The organism is Streptococcus sp. HMSC072D05, assembly GCF_001815805.1.
In the GTDB taxonomy this organism is placed as follows: Bacteria; Bacillota; Bacilli; order Lactobacillales; family Streptococcaceae; genus Streptococcus.
The window spans coordinates 42,277-57,294 of record NZ_KV822011.1; the positions used below are offsets into that span (position 1 = coordinate 42,277).

At 42.2% G+C, this 15,018-nt stretch carries 18 protein-coding genes and 2 pseudogenes; 17 read left to right on the forward strand and 3 right to left on the reverse strand.

The features are described 5' to 3' along the window. The 13 genes and pseudogenes from HMPREF3057_RS10165 to HMPREF3057_RS03545 form a co-directional block, all read left to right on the forward strand. A pseudogene (locus HMPREF3057_RS10165) lies at nucleotides 1-163 on the forward strand (PTS fructose transporter subunit IIC); the annotation flags it as partial. Next, the gene (locus HMPREF3057_RS03480) at nucleotides 150-971 is read left to right on the forward strand and encodes a PTS system mannose/fructose/sorbose family transporter subunit IID (protein WP_000185287.1); all 822 of its coding nucleotides are present in this window, start codon (nucleotides 150-152) and stop codon (nucleotides 969-971) included. The pseudogene HMPREF3057_RS10165 and the gene HMPREF3057_RS03480, both read left to right, overlap by 14 nt. A gap of 3 nt (nucleotides 972-974) precedes the next feature. Continuing rightward, entirely contained in the window at nucleotides 975-1,379 is a 405-nt protein-coding gene (locus HMPREF3057_RS03485) for a PTS sugar transporter subunit IIA (RefSeq protein ID WP_000045700.1), read from the forward strand. A 223-nt stretch (nucleotides 1,380-1,602) separates the two neighbouring features. Then, on the forward strand, nucleotides 1,603-2,769 hold the full coding sequence (locus HMPREF3057_RS03495; protein ID WP_070696398.1) for an SIS domain-containing protein: 1,167 nt from the start codon (nucleotides 1,603-1,605) through the stop codon (nucleotides 2,767-2,769). Nucleotides 2,770-2,779: 10 nt separating this feature from the next. Then, nucleotides 2,780-3,775 carry a tagatose-bisphosphate aldolase gene (lacD, locus tag HMPREF3057_RS03500; RefSeq protein WP_070696456.1) on the forward strand — a complete coding sequence of 332 codons (996 nt, stop codon included), beginning with the start codon at nucleotides 2,780-2,782 and terminating at the stop codon, nucleotides 3,773-3,775. Nucleotides 3,776-3,909: 134 nt separating this feature from the next. Further along, nucleotides 3,910-4,947, forward strand: coding sequence for an aldose epimerase family protein (locus HMPREF3057_RS03505; RefSeq protein WP_042901934.1), 1,038 nt, complete (start codon nucleotides 3,910-3,912; stop codon nucleotides 4,945-4,947). 108 nt (nucleotides 4,948-5,055) lie between these two features. Then, nucleotides 5,056-5,910 (forward strand): VOC family protein, encoded by an 855-nt coding sequence (locus tag HMPREF3057_RS03510; protein ID WP_042901935.1) that lies wholly within the window; start codon nucleotides 5,056-5,058, stop codon nucleotides 5,908-5,910. Between the two features lie 311 nt (nucleotides 5,911-6,221). Next, complete coding sequence (locus HMPREF3057_RS03520) at nucleotides 6,222-6,794, forward strand: hypothetical protein (RefSeq protein ID WP_042901937.1); 573 nt, start codon at nucleotides 6,222-6,224, stop codon at nucleotides 6,792-6,794. A gap of 1 nt (nucleotide 6,795) precedes the next feature. After that, nucleotides 6,796-7,464 (forward strand): hypothetical protein, encoded by a 669-nt coding sequence (locus HMPREF3057_RS03525; RefSeq protein WP_042901939.1) that lies wholly within the window; start codon nucleotides 6,796-6,798, stop codon nucleotides 7,462-7,464. A 121-nt stretch (nucleotides 7,465-7,585) separates the two neighbouring features. Then, entirely contained in the window at nucleotides 7,586-8,257 is a 672-nt protein-coding gene (locus HMPREF3057_RS03530; RefSeq protein WP_001226099.1) for a hypothetical protein, read from the forward strand. Between the two features lie 2 nt (nucleotides 8,258-8,259). After that, nucleotides 8,260-8,922, forward strand: a complete 663-nt coding sequence (locus HMPREF3057_RS03535; protein ID WP_042901940.1) for a hypothetical protein — start codon at nucleotides 8,260-8,262, stop codon at nucleotides 8,920-8,922. A gap of 78 nt (nucleotides 8,923-9,000) precedes the next feature. Further along, nucleotides 9,001-9,543 carry a DUF3592 domain-containing protein gene (locus tag HMPREF3057_RS03540; protein ID WP_042901941.1) on the forward strand — a complete coding sequence of 181 codons (543 nt, stop codon included), beginning with the start codon at nucleotides 9,001-9,003 and terminating at the stop codon, nucleotides 9,541-9,543. A gap of 206 nt (nucleotides 9,544-9,749) precedes the next feature. Further along, nucleotides 9,750-10,007 carry a metal-sensitive transcriptional regulator gene (locus HMPREF3057_RS03545; RefSeq protein ID WP_002880547.1) on the forward strand — a complete coding sequence of 86 codons (258 nt, stop codon included), beginning with the start codon at nucleotides 9,750-9,752 and terminating at the stop codon, nucleotides 10,005-10,007. 222 nt (nucleotides 10,008-10,229) lie between these two features. Here HMPREF3057_RS03545 and HMPREF3057_RS03550 read toward each other — a convergent pair whose 3' ends face one another. From HMPREF3057_RS03550 to HMPREF3057_RS03560, 3 genes and pseudogenes are all read right to left on the reverse strand, one after another. Continuing rightward, nucleotides 10,230-10,526 (reverse strand): rhodanese-like domain-containing protein, encoded by a 297-nt coding sequence (locus HMPREF3057_RS03550; protein ID WP_000450169.1) that lies wholly within the window; start codon nucleotides 10,524-10,526, stop codon nucleotides 10,230-10,232. Beyond that, nucleotides 10,501-10,866 (reverse strand): annotated as a pseudogene (locus tag HMPREF3057_RS10430) (rhodanese-like domain-containing protein); the annotation flags it as partial. The pseudogene HMPREF3057_RS10430 and the gene HMPREF3057_RS03550, both read right to left, overlap by 26 nt. Before the next feature lie 9 nt (nucleotides 10,867-10,875). Then, nucleotides 10,876-11,184: a rhodanese-like domain-containing protein gene (locus HMPREF3057_RS03560; RefSeq protein ID WP_000468869.1), complete on the reverse strand. Its 309-nt coding sequence runs from the start codon at nucleotides 11,182-11,184 to the stop codon at nucleotides 10,876-10,878. 176 nt (nucleotides 11,185-11,360) lie between these two features. Between HMPREF3057_RS03560 and HMPREF3057_RS03565 the strand changes: the two genes are divergently transcribed. From HMPREF3057_RS03565 to HMPREF3057_RS03580, 4 genes are all read left to right on the forward strand, one after another. After that, complete coding sequence (locus HMPREF3057_RS03565; RefSeq protein WP_042901942.1) at nucleotides 11,361-11,924, forward strand: sugar O-acetyltransferase; 564 nt, start codon at nucleotides 11,361-11,363, stop codon at nucleotides 11,922-11,924. A 284-nt stretch (nucleotides 11,925-12,208) separates the two neighbouring features. Then, nucleotides 12,209-13,444 carry a carbohydrate-binding domain-containing protein gene (locus HMPREF3057_RS03570; protein WP_070696401.1) on the forward strand — a complete coding sequence of 412 codons (1,236 nt, stop codon included), beginning with the start codon at nucleotides 12,209-12,211 and terminating at the stop codon, nucleotides 13,442-13,444. 418 nt (nucleotides 13,445-13,862) lie between these two features. Next, nucleotides 13,863-14,579, forward strand: a complete 717-nt coding sequence (locus HMPREF3057_RS03575) for an ABC transporter ATP-binding protein (protein ID WP_000854375.1) — start codon at nucleotides 13,863-13,865, stop codon at nucleotides 14,577-14,579. A gap of 1 nt (nucleotide 14,580) precedes the next feature. Further along, nucleotides 14,581-15,018, forward strand: a 438-nt coding sequence (locus tag HMPREF3057_RS03580; RefSeq protein WP_142350336.1) for an ABC transporter permease, incomplete at its 3' end; no start/stop codon positions are given.

Below are 15,018 nucleotides of genomic sequence, written 5' to 3' on the forward strand. Positions count from 1 at the left end.
AAAAATTGGCTTTGTTAACAACTTCAAAGGATTGTCTATGATCGGTATCTCTATCGTGGGTATCTTCCTTGCAGTTGTTCACTTCAAGAACAGCCAAAAAGTTGCTGTAGCAGCACCTTCTACACCATCAGAAAGTGGGGAAATTGAAGATGACGAATTCTAATTACAAACTTACAAAAGAAGATTTTAATCAAATCAACAAACGTAGCTTGTTTACTTTCCAATTAGGTTGGAACTATGAACGTATGCAAGCTTCTGGTTACCTTTACATGATCTTGCCTCAATTGCGTAAAATGTATGGGGATGGAACTCCTGAATTGAAAGAAATGATGAAAGTTCATACTCAATTCTTCAATACTTCTCCATTCTTCCACACAATTATCGCTGGTTTTGACCTTGCCATGGAAGAAAAAGATGGTGTGGGTTCAAAAGATGCCGTTAACGGTATCAAGACAGGTTTGATGGGACCATTCGCTCCTCTTGGAGATACAATCTTTGGTTCACTTGTACCTGCTATCATGGGATCTATCGCAGCAACTATGGCTATCGCTGGCCAACCATGGGGTATCTTCCTTTGGATCGCAGTTGCAGTTGCATATGACATCTTCCGTTGGAAACAATTGGAATTTGCCTACAAAGAAGGGGTTAACCTTATCAACAACATGCAAAGTACTTTGACAGCTTTGATTGATGCTGCATCTGTACTTGGTGTCTTCATGATGGGTGCTCTTGTAGCGACAATGATCAACTTTGAGATTTCTTACAAATTGCCAATCGGTGAAAAGATGATTGACTTCCAAGACATCTTGAACTCAATCTTCCCACGTTTGCTTCCAGCAATCTTTACTGCCTTTATCTTCTGGTTGCTTGGTAAGAAAGGTATGAACTCTACTAAAGCGATCGGTATCATTATCGTTCTTGCAGTAGGTCTTTCATTCATCGGTAAATTCTTGCTTGGAATGGGCGCATAATTTATGAGTAAATCATTAATTTTGGTGAGTCATGGTCGTTTCTGTGAAGAACTTAAAGGTAGCACAGAAATGATCATGGGTCCACAGGACAACATTCATGCAGTGGCCCTTCTTCCAGAAGATGGTCCAGAAGAATTTACTGCAAAATTTGAAGCTGCTATCGAAGGATTGGATGATTTCCTAGTCTTTGCGGACCTTCTCGGTGGTACACCATGTAACGTGGTAAGCCGTTTGATCATGGAAGGTCGCGACATTGAACTCTACGCAGGAATGAATCTTCCAATGGTGATTGAATTTATCAATGCCAGCCTTACAGGCGCAGATGCGGACTACAAGAGCCGAGCTGCAGAAAGCATTGTAAAAGTCAACGATCTGTTAGCGGGCTTCGATGATGACGAAGATGAATAATACTCTTCGAAAATCAAATTCAAACCACGTCAGCGTCGCCTTACCGTACTCAAGTACAGCCTGCGGCTAGCTTCCTAGTTTGCTCTTTGATTTTCATTGAGTATACGATGTGATAACGTGAAAATCGTTAGAACATCTTATATAGAATATACATGGGAATGGGAGTCACTCCCATTCCCATATTTTCAATAGGAATGAAACAACAATAGATTAGAGGAACTCTATGCTAAATTACACAAAAGAAGAATTACTTGAACTGGGTGCAGAAATCACGACTCGTGAAATCTACCAACAGCCTGATGTATGGAAAGAAGCTTTTGAAGCCTATCAAGCGAAATGTGAAGAAATTGCAGCCTTTCTGCAAGATATCGCTGATAGACATGACTATATTAAGGTTATCTTGACAGGTGCTGGGACTTCTGCTTATGTGGGAGATACCTTGGTGCCTTACTTTAAGGAAGTCTATGACGAGCGCAAATGGAATTTCAATTCTATTGCGACAACAGATATTGTTGCCAATCCAGAAACCTATCTGAAAAAAGATGTGGCAACTGTCCTTGTATCCTTTGCTCGTAGCGGTAATTCACCTGAAAGTGTGGCAACCGTTGATTTGGCTAAAGCCTTGGTTGATGACCTCTATCAAGTGACCATTACATGTGCTGCAGAAGGGAAATTGGCTCTTCAAGCTCATGGCGATGACCGCAATCTTTTGCTCTTGCAACCGGCTGCTTCCAATGACGCTGGATTTGCCATGACTTCTAGCTTTACGTCTATGATGTTGACAGCTCTCTTGGTCTTTGATCCTACAGAATTTGCTGTGAAAGCTCAACGTTTTGAAGTTGTGACTAGCCTTGCGCGTAAAGTTCTAGACAATGCAGCAGATGTTAAAGAACTGGTTGACCTCGACTTTAACCGTGTTATCTACCTGGGCGCTGGTCCTTTCTTTGGACTTGCTCATGAAGCTCAGTTGAAGATTTTGGAATTAACAGCTGGTCAAGTGGCGACCATGTATGAAAGCCCAGTTGGCTTCCGTCACGGTCCAAAATCATTGATCAACGAAGATACAGTTGTTTTGGTATTTGGCACAACGACAGACTACACTCGCAAGTACGACTTGGACTTGGTTCGTGAAGTGGCTGGTGATCACATTGCTCGTCGTGTTGTGCTTTTGAGTGATCAAGCCTTTGGTCTTGAAAATGTCAAAGAAGTAGCCCTTGGCTGTGGCGGTGTTTTGAACGATATTTACCGTGTCTTCCCTTACATCGTTTATGCTCAACTCTTTGCCCTATTGACTTCGCTCAAGGTAGAAAATAAACCAGATACACCATCTCCTACTGGCACTGTAAACCGTGTGGTACAAGGTGTGATCATTCATGAATATCAAAAATAAGGAAGTGTCTATGAGTAAATTACAATTAAGTCCCAATAAAGTAGCTTGCTTGCAAAAACTCTCTGACGAGAACGGCATTATCTCAGCTCTTGCCTTTGACCAACGTGGTGCTTTGAAACGCCTCATGGCTCAATATCAAACAGAAGAGCCAACAGTTGCTCAAATGGAAGAACTTAAAGTATTGGTTGCAGATGAATTGACAAAATACGCATCCTCTATGCTTCTCGACCCTGAGTATGGTCTCCCAGCTACAAAAGCGCTTGCTCCAAATGCTGGTCTTCTCCTTGCTTATGAGAAAACTGGCTACGATACAACTAGCACTAAACGCTTGCCTGACTGCTTGGATGTTTGGTCTGCCAAACGCATCAAAGAACAAGGTGCAGACGCTGTTAAGTTCTTGCTTTACTATGATGTAGACAGCTCTGACGAACTCAATCAACAAAAACAAGCCTACATCGAACGCATTGGCTCTGAATGTGTGGCGGAAGACATTCCGTTCTTCCTTGAGATCTTGGCTTACGATGAAAAAATCGCTGACGCAGGTTCTGCAGAATACGCTAAAGTAAAACCACACAAGGTTATCGGTGCTATGAAGGTCTTCTCAGACCCACGCTTCAACATCGATGTCTTGAAAGTGGAAGTTCCAGTTAACGTTAAATACGTTGAAGGATTTGGTGAAGGAAAAATCGTTCATACTCGCGAAGAAGCAGCAGCCTTCTTCAAAGCACAAGATGAGGCAACTAACTTGCCATACATCTACTTGAGTGCGGGCGTATCAGCTAAACTCTTCCAAGAGACTCTTGTTTTTGCTCACGAATCAGGCGCAAACTTCAACGGCGTTCTTTGTGGCCGTGCAACCTGGGCTGGATCAGTTGAAGCTTACATTAAAGATGGTGAAGCAGCAGCTCGTGAGTGGCTACGCACAACAGGTTTTGAGAACATTGACGAACTCAACAAGGTTCTTCAAACAACAGCGACTTCATGGACTGAACGTGTGGAAGCATAAAACAAGTATAGAAGAACCCCCTTTTGTTAAGGTTTTCTGACAAAGGATTCTGAAAATAAAAACTACAACCATAGATGGTGAATAGGCTCTCTATGGTTTGTTTACTTAAGAGAAATAGATCAAAGGAGAGAAGAATGAAAGCATACACAGAGCGTGTATTTGGAAATCATGAGGGCAAGGATGTCTTGGCCTATCGCTTTGAGACTGACGGTGGTTACCAGCTTGAAGTTATGACCTATGGTGCGACCATCTTGCGCTATGTCACACCTGACAAGGCTGGTAATTTTGCCAATGTGATCTTGGGCTTTGATAATTTTGATAGCTATGTAGGCAATAGTCCCAAGCATGGAGCAAGTGTAGGTCCTGTAGCGGGCCGTATTGCAGGTGCAACATTTGAACTCAATGGCCAGACCTATAATCTTGAAGTCAACAATGCTAGCAACTGTAACCACAGTGGTTCAACAGGTTGGGATTCGAGCTTGTTTGAATTGGTCGAGGTGAGCGACCATGGCTTGACCCTCTACACAGAGCGTACAGACGGGACAGGAGGATTTCCTGGTAATCTCAAGATCTGGATCAGCTATCGCTTGGAAGAAACTGGTGCCTACGAAGTCAGCTACAAGGTAACGACAGATCAGGATACGCTTGTCAATCCAACTAATCACAGCTACTTCAACTTGTCTGGTGATTTCACGCAGACAGTTGACCGCCATGTCTTCCAACTAAATACGGAGGGCATTTACCCAATCGCTCCTGACGGTGTTCCAGATAAGACTCCAGATGCTACTCGTGATGTGGTGAAACACATCTACAATGGTGCTTTGCTCAAGGATATCTTTGCAGAGGACGATGAGCAAATTCAGTTGGTATCTGGTTTGGATCACCCATTTGCCCTTCCTGCAGGTCATGACAATGCTGGTTTCCTTTATGACCAAAACTCAGGTCGTTTCCTACTTTTCAAGACAGAGGCCCCTTGCTTTGTGGTCTACACAGCAAACTTTGTGGATGAGAGTGTCATCATCGGAGGCCAGCCAATGGTACAGCACAATGGGATTGCCCTTGAAGCGCAAGCTTTACCAGATGCCATTCACAGTGATCTCAAAGACCAAGTCATTCTCAAAGCAGGGGGAATTTTCACCAGCAAAACTCGTTACGAGCTTGTTGTTAAATAAAAAGAAGAGCTGGTTTCCAGCTCTTTTGAGTTGTCTTCGTTGACATTTTATCTCAATAGTGTATAATTGATGTAATGCATAAAGTTACAACAAAAAAGGAGACACCCTATGACTTATGCATACCAAAGCCACATTTATCTAGCAGAGGCGGTTTTAAATGTCAAGGATTTGACGAGTCAAACGGCTTTTTATCACCAGATTATTGGCTTGGAGATTTTATCTCAAACAGAGACAGAAGCGATTTTGGGACTTGGTCGAAAAGCCTTGGTTCACTTGATTCAGGCAGAAAAGTCTGGCGAAGTAAGGGGGCATTATGGGCTCTACCATCTGGCGATTTTGTTGCCGACACGAAAAGCCTTGGCAGATGTCTTGAAACACCTAAGTGATTTGCGGATTCCTCTGGTTGGGGGTGCAGATCATGGATACAGCGAGGCTATTTATCTAGAGGATTTGGAAGGGAATGGCATTGAACTCTACCGTGATAAGCCAGTGTCTTCATGGGATATTCGAGAAGACGGTCGCATTATCGGTGTGACCGAAGCCCTTGCGGCACAGGACATCTATGAGTTAGGGGAAAAGGTGGATCCCTTTATCCTAGCTGAAGGGACGAGAATGGGGCATATCCATCTATCGGTGAAGGATAGTCGTGAGGCGAGCCAGTTTTATCAAAAGGTGTTAGGACTAGAAGATAAATTTAGCATTCCTAGTGCTAGTTGGATAGCGGCTGGTCAGTACCATCACCACCTGGCTGTCAACGAATGGGCTGGAAAAGGTCTGGCTCCGCGTGAGCAAGGCTTGTCAGGCTTGGCCTACTATGTCCTTGAGGTCGAAAGCAAGGAAGAACTCTTGAACATCGTTAAGCAAGCACAAGAGCTAGAAGCACCGATCAAATGGCTAAATTCGAGTGAACTGGATCTTGTAGACCCAGATGGGATTGTGACCCGCATTCGCTTGGCACGATGAAACGAGGAAAACACATTATTTATTTTAGAGACATAGGAAAAGGCGGACAAGCTCGCATTCTGTTTTTAGAATGTGGATTTGTTCGCTTTTTTATGAAATGACGAAGCCTTTCTTGGCCCTAGCAAAGGTATCTGCCGGGGATATTTTCCCTTTTCTGGGGGTTCATGCTATAATACTAATAAACTTTTCTTTCTCTAGGAAGGCAAATGCTAAAAATCGGCTAGACTGCTGGCAATTGTTGTCACGATGCTTTTTAGAGAAAGTAGGACTTTGTTTGAACATCCGTATTGAGTTTAGGAAATGGTAATAAGATGGACACAAGTGTAAAAAATTTAATCAGTAAGGGCCCTCTGGAGGACTCTTTTATCTATTATGATTTGGGGAATCAAGTATTCTACAGTGCAAAACAAGGCATGAATTATTCAGCCATTGCAGCCCCTATTGCAATCTATTCCTTGCAACGGCTGTCAAAGTTGCTCAACCAAACCTTTGGAGATGTCTCCTCCCCTTTCAATCTGATTTTCTTTATCCTGATGTCTCTGTTTTTGGTTTTCGGGACCATTCTCCTTGCCAAATCTACCCGACGCAACATGAAGACAGATAGATTTAGAAAAGTCCGGCTCACAAAAGCCAATATCAAAACACTTAGGAGAAAATCTAGGGCGTTGACAGTAGTTGGCTACATTTTTGTTTTAATAACGATTTTTTCAGCCTATCGTTATCTGGCTGTTTCTGATTTTCAATTTTTAATTATGTACATGTTAGGGATTGGTATTCTTACATATATAGTTTATGATTTTCGGATGAAAACGCGCAAACGATTGTTCAAGGAGCTGATGGAGACATTACAGGACGGTAGCCGAGGGAAAGAGGGAGAAATGTAAGATGAGAAAAATCATTTATATAGGCCAAGGATGCCAGCAATCCGTCTACTATAACACAAAGACGAGAGAGGCTTTAGCGACAGAATCTAGCGCCTCGTCAGAAACCGACGGTGCCATCAGTTCAAAGAAATCCAAGTGGCCTTGGGTTGTCTTCTTTATTTTCTTGCTAGTTGCTATTATCGGTATTTGGATTCGTTCCTTGCTAGCGCCCTTTAGATTGAGTGAGTGGATGGCACCTATCCATCTAGCCGCTATCCTTTTCGTTTTTATCGGAAGTGTTTATGGATTTGAAAAACTGTTCTACAGTGGGGCCAAGTCGCTTGTCCCAGCAAGTGAAGAGCAGTTTAAAGAAGCGGTTGAAAGTAGTAAATTTTGGAGGAAGTCACCAGATAAGGAACCAACAGTCGATAAAATCATCTTGTATCTATTTGTTATCCTCGTTCTTCTATTTGTTTTTGTTATTGTTGTGTTCTTTGTCATACCTGGGACTTTCATTCCTTTCTATGAACAGGAATGGTTTGAGCCGTCCATGTTCATGGTACCAATCGGAGCAACGATCGTTCCAATTAGCGTGGTTCTTCTACTATTTCAAAACAATCCAATCCGCTGGCTGTTAGCCGTACGAAAATACAAGCAGGGAAAAGTATTATTTAGGGAAGAGAAGAACTAGAAACACGAGAGAAACGCTATTACCATTACCAGTGGTTGGTGATGGTGATGTTTTATCAACAACCTATGATAAAATTGAAGTTTCTGATTATAGTGATTAGTGAAAACTGTGGTGATTTTATATGAGAAAAATAATTTTTATTGGACAGAGCGGTGATAAGGCCGTTTACTATAATACGCGAACAAAAGAGGCTCTTGTAGCAGATAAGAGTGCCTTGTTAAATACAGAAGGGGCTAGGAGATCGAATAGGGGGATTGCTCCTTTAATTGCTATATTCTCTTTGTTAGGTTTACTCGGAGGATTTGTTGCAATACCAATTTTCTCAGGCCTTCGTTATAATAGTGGGATGGTTCCTATTTTTATTCTTTGTCTTTCCTTTATCCTATTTGGATTTATATGGATGATGGAAGTCGCCTTATATAAAGGAGTGAAACGAGTCCAAGGAGCAACAAAGAAAGAGTTTAAAGAAGCAGTTTATTCAAATTTGTTCTGGGAAAATTTTAGTGAGAAAAAAGCGACGTTTGCGAAAATGTTGGCTTTTATGATTGTCATGCTACTAGTTTTTATGACTACTATAGTAATATTTGCTGCTGCAATTCCGGGCACTATTGACTCATTCAATAAGCAAGAGGCATTTGATATACAAATCTTTTTCTCGCCTTTAGCAGGTCTCTTTCCTGCCTTGTTGTACCTTTTCTTATTCCAAAACAACCCTATCCGCTGGTTCTTAGCTGTGCGAAAATATGAACAGGGGAAAGTGATATTTAATGAAGAAATAGAAAAGAGAGGATGATAATGTCACAAGAGAGATATTTGCAGATCAAAAAAGAGCATCAAGTTCGTAAGTTTGTGGGGCGTTTCCTCTTCATCCTTCTCGCTATACTCGATGTTCTACTGGTATCAAGTCATTCCAATTATGTCCCACTTGTAACGGTAGCTATGGTAACGATTGTGCCTTTTAATCATTTTCTACTTGCTCCTCTTAGGAGACAGAAAAAAGCCATAGAAAAAGAGCATCCAGAATGGAAAACACTCAGTACAAAGGGAGTAAAGGTTCCCTCGGCTGAAGCCAATAAAAGAACCTTGGCTGGCATTGGGATCTTGATGGCCTTGCTGTTGTCTTTTGGGCTATTCTATAAACCTGTGAAACAGCCGAACGACCAAGTAAACAAGCCGCCTAAGCTTGATTCTAAAACGCCTGAAACGTCCAAGCCTTCTGAGTCTGAGTCGTCTAGCTCCTCTAAGGCCAAAGAATCCAGTTCCTCAGAGTCGAAATCCTCGTCTTCGACTGAACAAAGTTCTAAAACCGAAAGTTCAGGAACAAAGCCGTCAAAAAGCGAATCCAATAATCCATATTACCAGATTCCAGGACTTACTGATGAACAGGTGAGAGATATCATATCAAAATCTGTGAAAGATTTGAGAGAAAAACAGTCAAAAGAAAAATCCGAAGAGTAGACTCGAGGGATTCGATACCGATTCTGGACGAGTGAGTTCTTTGGGATTTTATTCTATAGAATAACAGGAGGAGTTCATATGAATAAAGAAGTGATTGGTTTGATAGTTGGGATCATCGTCATCTTCCTATCTTTTGTATTTGTATGTGGGACCTTTCTCTACCTCTATCTTCGAGATCAGAAGTTGGTCCGCCTTGCCCAGTCATCCGTACAGGGAACAGTTATCGGATATAGCCGTTTTCGTGAGGGGTATCCACCTATCGTCGAATACACGGTGGATGGGATTACTTATAAGAAAACCTTGCAGTATTTTATGTTCAAAACGGTCACGACTCCGTGGGGTCCTACTAAAGTTTCAAATGATTATACAAGAGAAGATATGCTAGCGTCTTCGATCACTCGCTACAGCAACTCCTTTGTTTCCTTCAAACGATTGATGCAGACCCATTTCCCCCTTCATTCGGAGCTGACGGTCTGGTACGATCCAGACAAGCCGAACAGGGCCTATGTCGAACGTTACAGCGGGATGGACAAGTTTTACAAGTGGTTTGGTATCGGATTTGGTCTGGCTCTAGTCCTAGTCTATGGGATAGTGATCCTTGCCTTTTTGTCCAAGATATAAGGCATAAAAGTCAGTTGGTTAATGGGCAACTTTATTTCCCATCAAGCTTCAAGGAGGACAGAGTTTCTTTTCCATTTTCATGCTCACCTATCTTTTCTATCTGATACAGAGGAGAGGTTGCCTCCTACAAATACAGACAGGAAGTGAATTTTGACAAAGCCCCTTATTCGAGATATAATGAAGAAAAAGTGACCAAGGATAAATTAATGACAAACTCAAAGTATATCACACGCCTGAAACGTTCAGAGGGCCAGTTGCGTGGGATTCAAAAGATGATTGAAGAAGATCGTGACTGCGCAGATATTGTTACGCAGTTGACAGCAGTGAAATCTAGCGTTGAGCGCGTGATTGAGATGATCATTACTGAAAATCTCACTGACTGCATCAACCAACCATTAGATGACCCCGAGGCTCAAAAGGAACGCCTAGAAAAGGCCATCCGATACCTGATTAAACGGAAGTAAACTAATTTGCTATTGATAAACAATGCAGACAAAGTCATTTAAGTCTATTTCGATAAAAAAATCATGTCAGACAAACGGATGAGTTCCCCCAATACCAATGAGAAAACCTCTTTTTAGATACCATCAATGTGTTTCGTTTTTTAGAAGCGACGGGCTACGAGCCCTATATCAGTGGGTTGCAGAAATGAAAAAACCGATTAAGTTCCTTAATCGGTTTTTTGCTTATTCTACTTGACCGGGCCAAGCATTCATACCACCTTCTACATTGATAACGGTGAGGCCTTGGGCGCTTAGAAATTCACAAGCAGATGCGGAACGGACTCCACCTTGACAGATGACATGATATTCCTGGTCAGGTTTGAGTTCTTTGTAACCTTGCTCCAAGGTACTTAACGGAAGATTTCTTGCTCCTGGTGCATGTCCTGCTTGGAATTCATGCACCTCACGTACATCGATAAGGTTTAGATTTTCATTTAGGTATTTTTCATAAAAGTCAGCCATGCTGATACTCGTTTCCATATTCGACTCCTTCTGGATTAGCCATTTTATATAGTGAATAAGCGCCATCAAGGTTTTGGACGGCAAATCCTGCCTGCTGGAGGATACGCTCTGTGATATAGTTGCGCAAAACGCTGTGGCAGCTAAGGATGTAGGCTTGGTTCTTGTCTGGTTCACCCAAGATCTCCCTTAGTTCATTTAGGGGTTATGGATGGTATCGACCTTGGGTAGCTCCCCTGAAATTCGCCACTTGTCCGCACATCTAGGGATTATTTGCCCTTAGTCAGATCGTCTTCGAGCGGACACCTTGGATATTGTCGCTCAGACCTTCGATAAGGTTCAAGGCTGTGTAGCCAATTATTTTATACTTCTAGATGACCTTACCTGTCCAAGCGCTCATACCGCCTCGGACATTGATGACATCGTAGCCTTTTTTCTTAAGCTTTTTCGCAGCTAGTTTGCTTCGTACACCAGAATGACAAATGACATAGAGTGTTTCTTTTGTCGCTGGTGTGTAAGAACCGATTTCCGTTAAAGGAACATTTTTGGCATTTTTGATATGACCTCTACGGAATTCCATAGGCGTCCGAACATCCAGTAGCTGAATCGGTTCCTTAAGTTTAGCTTCTAACTCGCTGGTAGAAATACTGTCAATTTTTGTAAATAATAAGTGAAACATAGGCACCTCCACATATACCCTTATGGGGTATATTAAACCATGAAGTCAAGCTTTTGTCAAGCAAGTTGTTTTGACTTAGGAGAGGGATTCGTTTCGAGAGTCTAGAAAGCAGGCCATTCTTGACCTTTCGGAGGCTTTTTGATATGATGGGGCCAAAGTAAGTATGAGGTGATAAGATGGCTAGCGAATACCAGAAAATGATAGCAGGGGAGCCTTACCGTCCGTCGGACCCAGAATTACGGGTCTTGGCGCAGGCTTCTCGCCAAAAACAGGCTGCCTTTAACAAGGAAGAGGATCCCTTGAAGGGAGCTGAAATCATCAAGACTTGGTTTGGCTCAACTGGGCAAAATCTCTATGTCAATCCACGTCTGGTGGTCGATTATGGGGTCAATATCCATCTAGGGGAAAATTTTTATTCTAATTGGAACTTGACCATGCTGGATGTTTGTCCGATTCGCATTGGGAACAACGCTATGCTTGGCCCCAACTGTCAGTTTTTAACCCCACTCCATCCACTGGATCCGCATGAACGCAATTCAGGGGTCGAATACGGCAAGCCCATCACCATTGGAGATAATTTCTGGGCTGGAGGTGGGGTTATTGTCCTTTCTGGGGTGACATTAGGAAATAACGTGGTGGCAGGAGCGGGGGCCGTGATTACCAAGTCCTTTGGAGACAATGTCGTCCTAGCTGGCAATCCTGCGCGTGTTATCAAGGAAATCCAAGTAAAAGAAAACTAAAAAGAACAGCCTGGGCTGTTCTTTTTATGAGCTTTAGTCTTATAAATTTTTCTTCTTTTTGGCTTTCTTGGTCAAGGAGATATCGCACTGGGGAATCTTGGTTTAAAAAATCTATTAAAGGTATTTTAGCGTTCAAAAATTGTTTTTAGCAGTCCTTTCTAAAAATTACTAGGCGAAATCTAATCCAAACTAAATTTAAGGAAACTTTCAGAAAAGTTTTAGTTTCGTTTCAGAAATCTTCTGTAGACTGTCTAGCTATATCATACGAAGGAGAGGAAAAAGGTATGAAATCAAAAAAATGGACCCTAGTCGCAACGAGTTTAACGGCAATGGTGCTGATGGCAGCATGTTCCCAGTCAACAACTACATCCAATACCAATGCAACGACAAATAGTGCCACAACAACTGCGACAAAGACAAACCAATCATCCTATTTTACAGAGAAGGACAATGATACCTCTTATGACGAAAGCACAGCTTCTAAGATTGAGTTATCTGGCTCATCTGCAAACGTCTCTGGAGATGGGGTGACAGTCTCTGAATCAACAGTGACCATCACAAAATCTGGAACCTATGTGATTTCAGGTCAGTCTGACGGAGTGCAAATCAAGGTCGAGGTAGATAAGTCTGCAGATGTTCATCTAGTCCTAAAAGGAGCGACCATGACCAATACCAATGCAGCGATATCTGCGACATCAGCTGGCCATGTCTACTTGACTTTAGCAGAGGGAACCACCAACAGTCTCTCTGACTCAAGCTCTAACAGCGACGAAAAAGCAAACGCAGCTCTCTTTTCTAAGGTGGATTTGACCATCAACGGGAAAGGAACTCTCAATGTAGATGGCAAGAAAAACAATGGTATCAAGGCCAACGACACCCTCCACATCACGGGTGGAACCTATAACATCACAGCAGTTGGCGATGCCTTTAATGTCAATGATGAACTCAACATCACTGGTACGACCATGACTATCGATGCCCAGGAAGATGGCGTAAAGGTGGACAATGACGAGGATACTTCAGTCGGAACCATGTACCTATCCAACAACAACATCACCGTCACAGCAGGAGATGATGGCATCCACGCATCAGGTGATTTGGTTATCGATAGTGGTACCTACACCGTCAAGAATTCGACAGAAGGACTTGAAGGTAAGTCAATCACTATCAACGGTGGGGACATTACCATCTATTCGACAGATGATGGGGTTAATGCAGCCAACAAAAATGCCCAACAGAGTGAAATCTTCTTCACCATGAACGGTGGGAACCTGACAGTAGAAGTCGGCCAAGGAGACACAGACCCAATCGACTCAAACGGCAATATCACGGTCACAGGCGGAACCATTAAAATGACTGGTCAAACAGGTTTTGACTTTGATGGAACAGCGACCTACACAGGCGGAGATATCTATCTCAACGGTGAAAAACAAACTGAAATCGTCAACTCTATGCCTGGAGGTGGTGGACCAAATGGAGGCCCTCAAGGCGGCGGTCCAGCCCCTGGCGGACAAGGATAAAAAAGAATCTCCTTTCTCGAAAGAGAAGGGAGAGTTTTATGTAGGAAGGATTTTCTAGAATAAATACCAATCCGGAGTTGAGAACTTCTTGGTCTGTTTCATATAAAAACGGATAAAGTGAATTTCCATAGCTAAGGTTATCAAGGTTGCTATTGTGATGACAGTAGTAGGATTGGCTGAGAAAAGTAGAGGAAGAATAGGCCTTTAAAAAGTGGACAGGAAAGACCATTTCGGAGTATCGTGAAGAGATTTAGAAACAGCTCTAAAAGCAATAGCTATCCATTATAAACATCAGATACGAATCTGGTGTTTTATTTTTTAAAGAATTTAACCCTTTCTCTTGACAAGTGAGTGATTACTCACTATAATAGCTTCGGTGATTTAAAAAGTGAGTATTAACTCACCAAGGAGGAAGTAAATGAAAACATTACTACATTTACAAGATTTAGTAAAATCTTTTGACCATCAAATAGTTCTGAATCATGTCAGCTTTGAATTGCAGCCAGGAGAAATTATAGGATTAATTGGTCCGTCTGGTGCTGGTAAATCAACTATGATTAAGACTACGTTAGGAATGGAAAAGGCTGATGGAGGCGTAGCTTTAGTGTTAAATCACACTATGCCCAATCGCCATATTTTAGGAGATATTGGCTATATGGCCCAATCAGATGCTTTATACGAGTCCTTGTCAGGCCAAGAAAATCTGGAATTTTTTGGTCAGCTAAAGGGGCTTTCTAAAAAAGACCTAAAGGCGGAAATTGCTTATATAGCTCAAGTAGTAGATCTGACAGACTACTTAAACAAGGCGGTATCTGGTTATTCTGGAGGAATGAAACGGCGTTTGTCACTGGCTATCGCGCTTTTAGGAAATCCTCAACTCTTGATTTTGGACGAACCGACAGTTGGAATTGACCCTTCTCTTCGAAAGAAAATCTGGAAAGAATTATTCGCGCTTAGAGACAATGGTGTTGGGATATTAGTTACTACCCATGTTATGGATGAAGCAGAGTTGACGGATAAGGTCGGCTTATTATTAGGCGGAAAAATCATTGCTTTTGATACACCGCAACACTTAAAAGAAAGTTATCAAGTTTCAAGTATTGAAGAAGTATTTTTAAAAGCAGAAGGTGAGTAAAATGAGAACAATAGCGATTGCAAAAAAAGTCATCAAAGAATTACTTCGTGACAAACGAACTCTAGCCCTGATGTTTATAGCACCTGTTTTTATCATGTGGTTGATGAACCTCATGTTTTCAGCTAGTACAACCGTGAATGTCAAGTTAGCAACACAAGATCTACCAACTGGTTTGGTAACGAAAATGGATGAGCTCGATCATGTGGACGTCGAGACTTATCAAGACTTAGATCAGGCTAAAAAAGCTCTAGCTGACGAGAAAGTAGATGCAGTCATATCGTATAAAGATGGTGAGTATCAGGTCGACTACGCAAATACGGATGCTTCTAAAACAACTATGACACGACAAGTGTTACGAACGAGTATCGCCAGTGAAGGCACCGATCAGTTAGTATCTCGTGTTAAACAAGCTCTTCCACAATTGGACTCGGACGCAAAA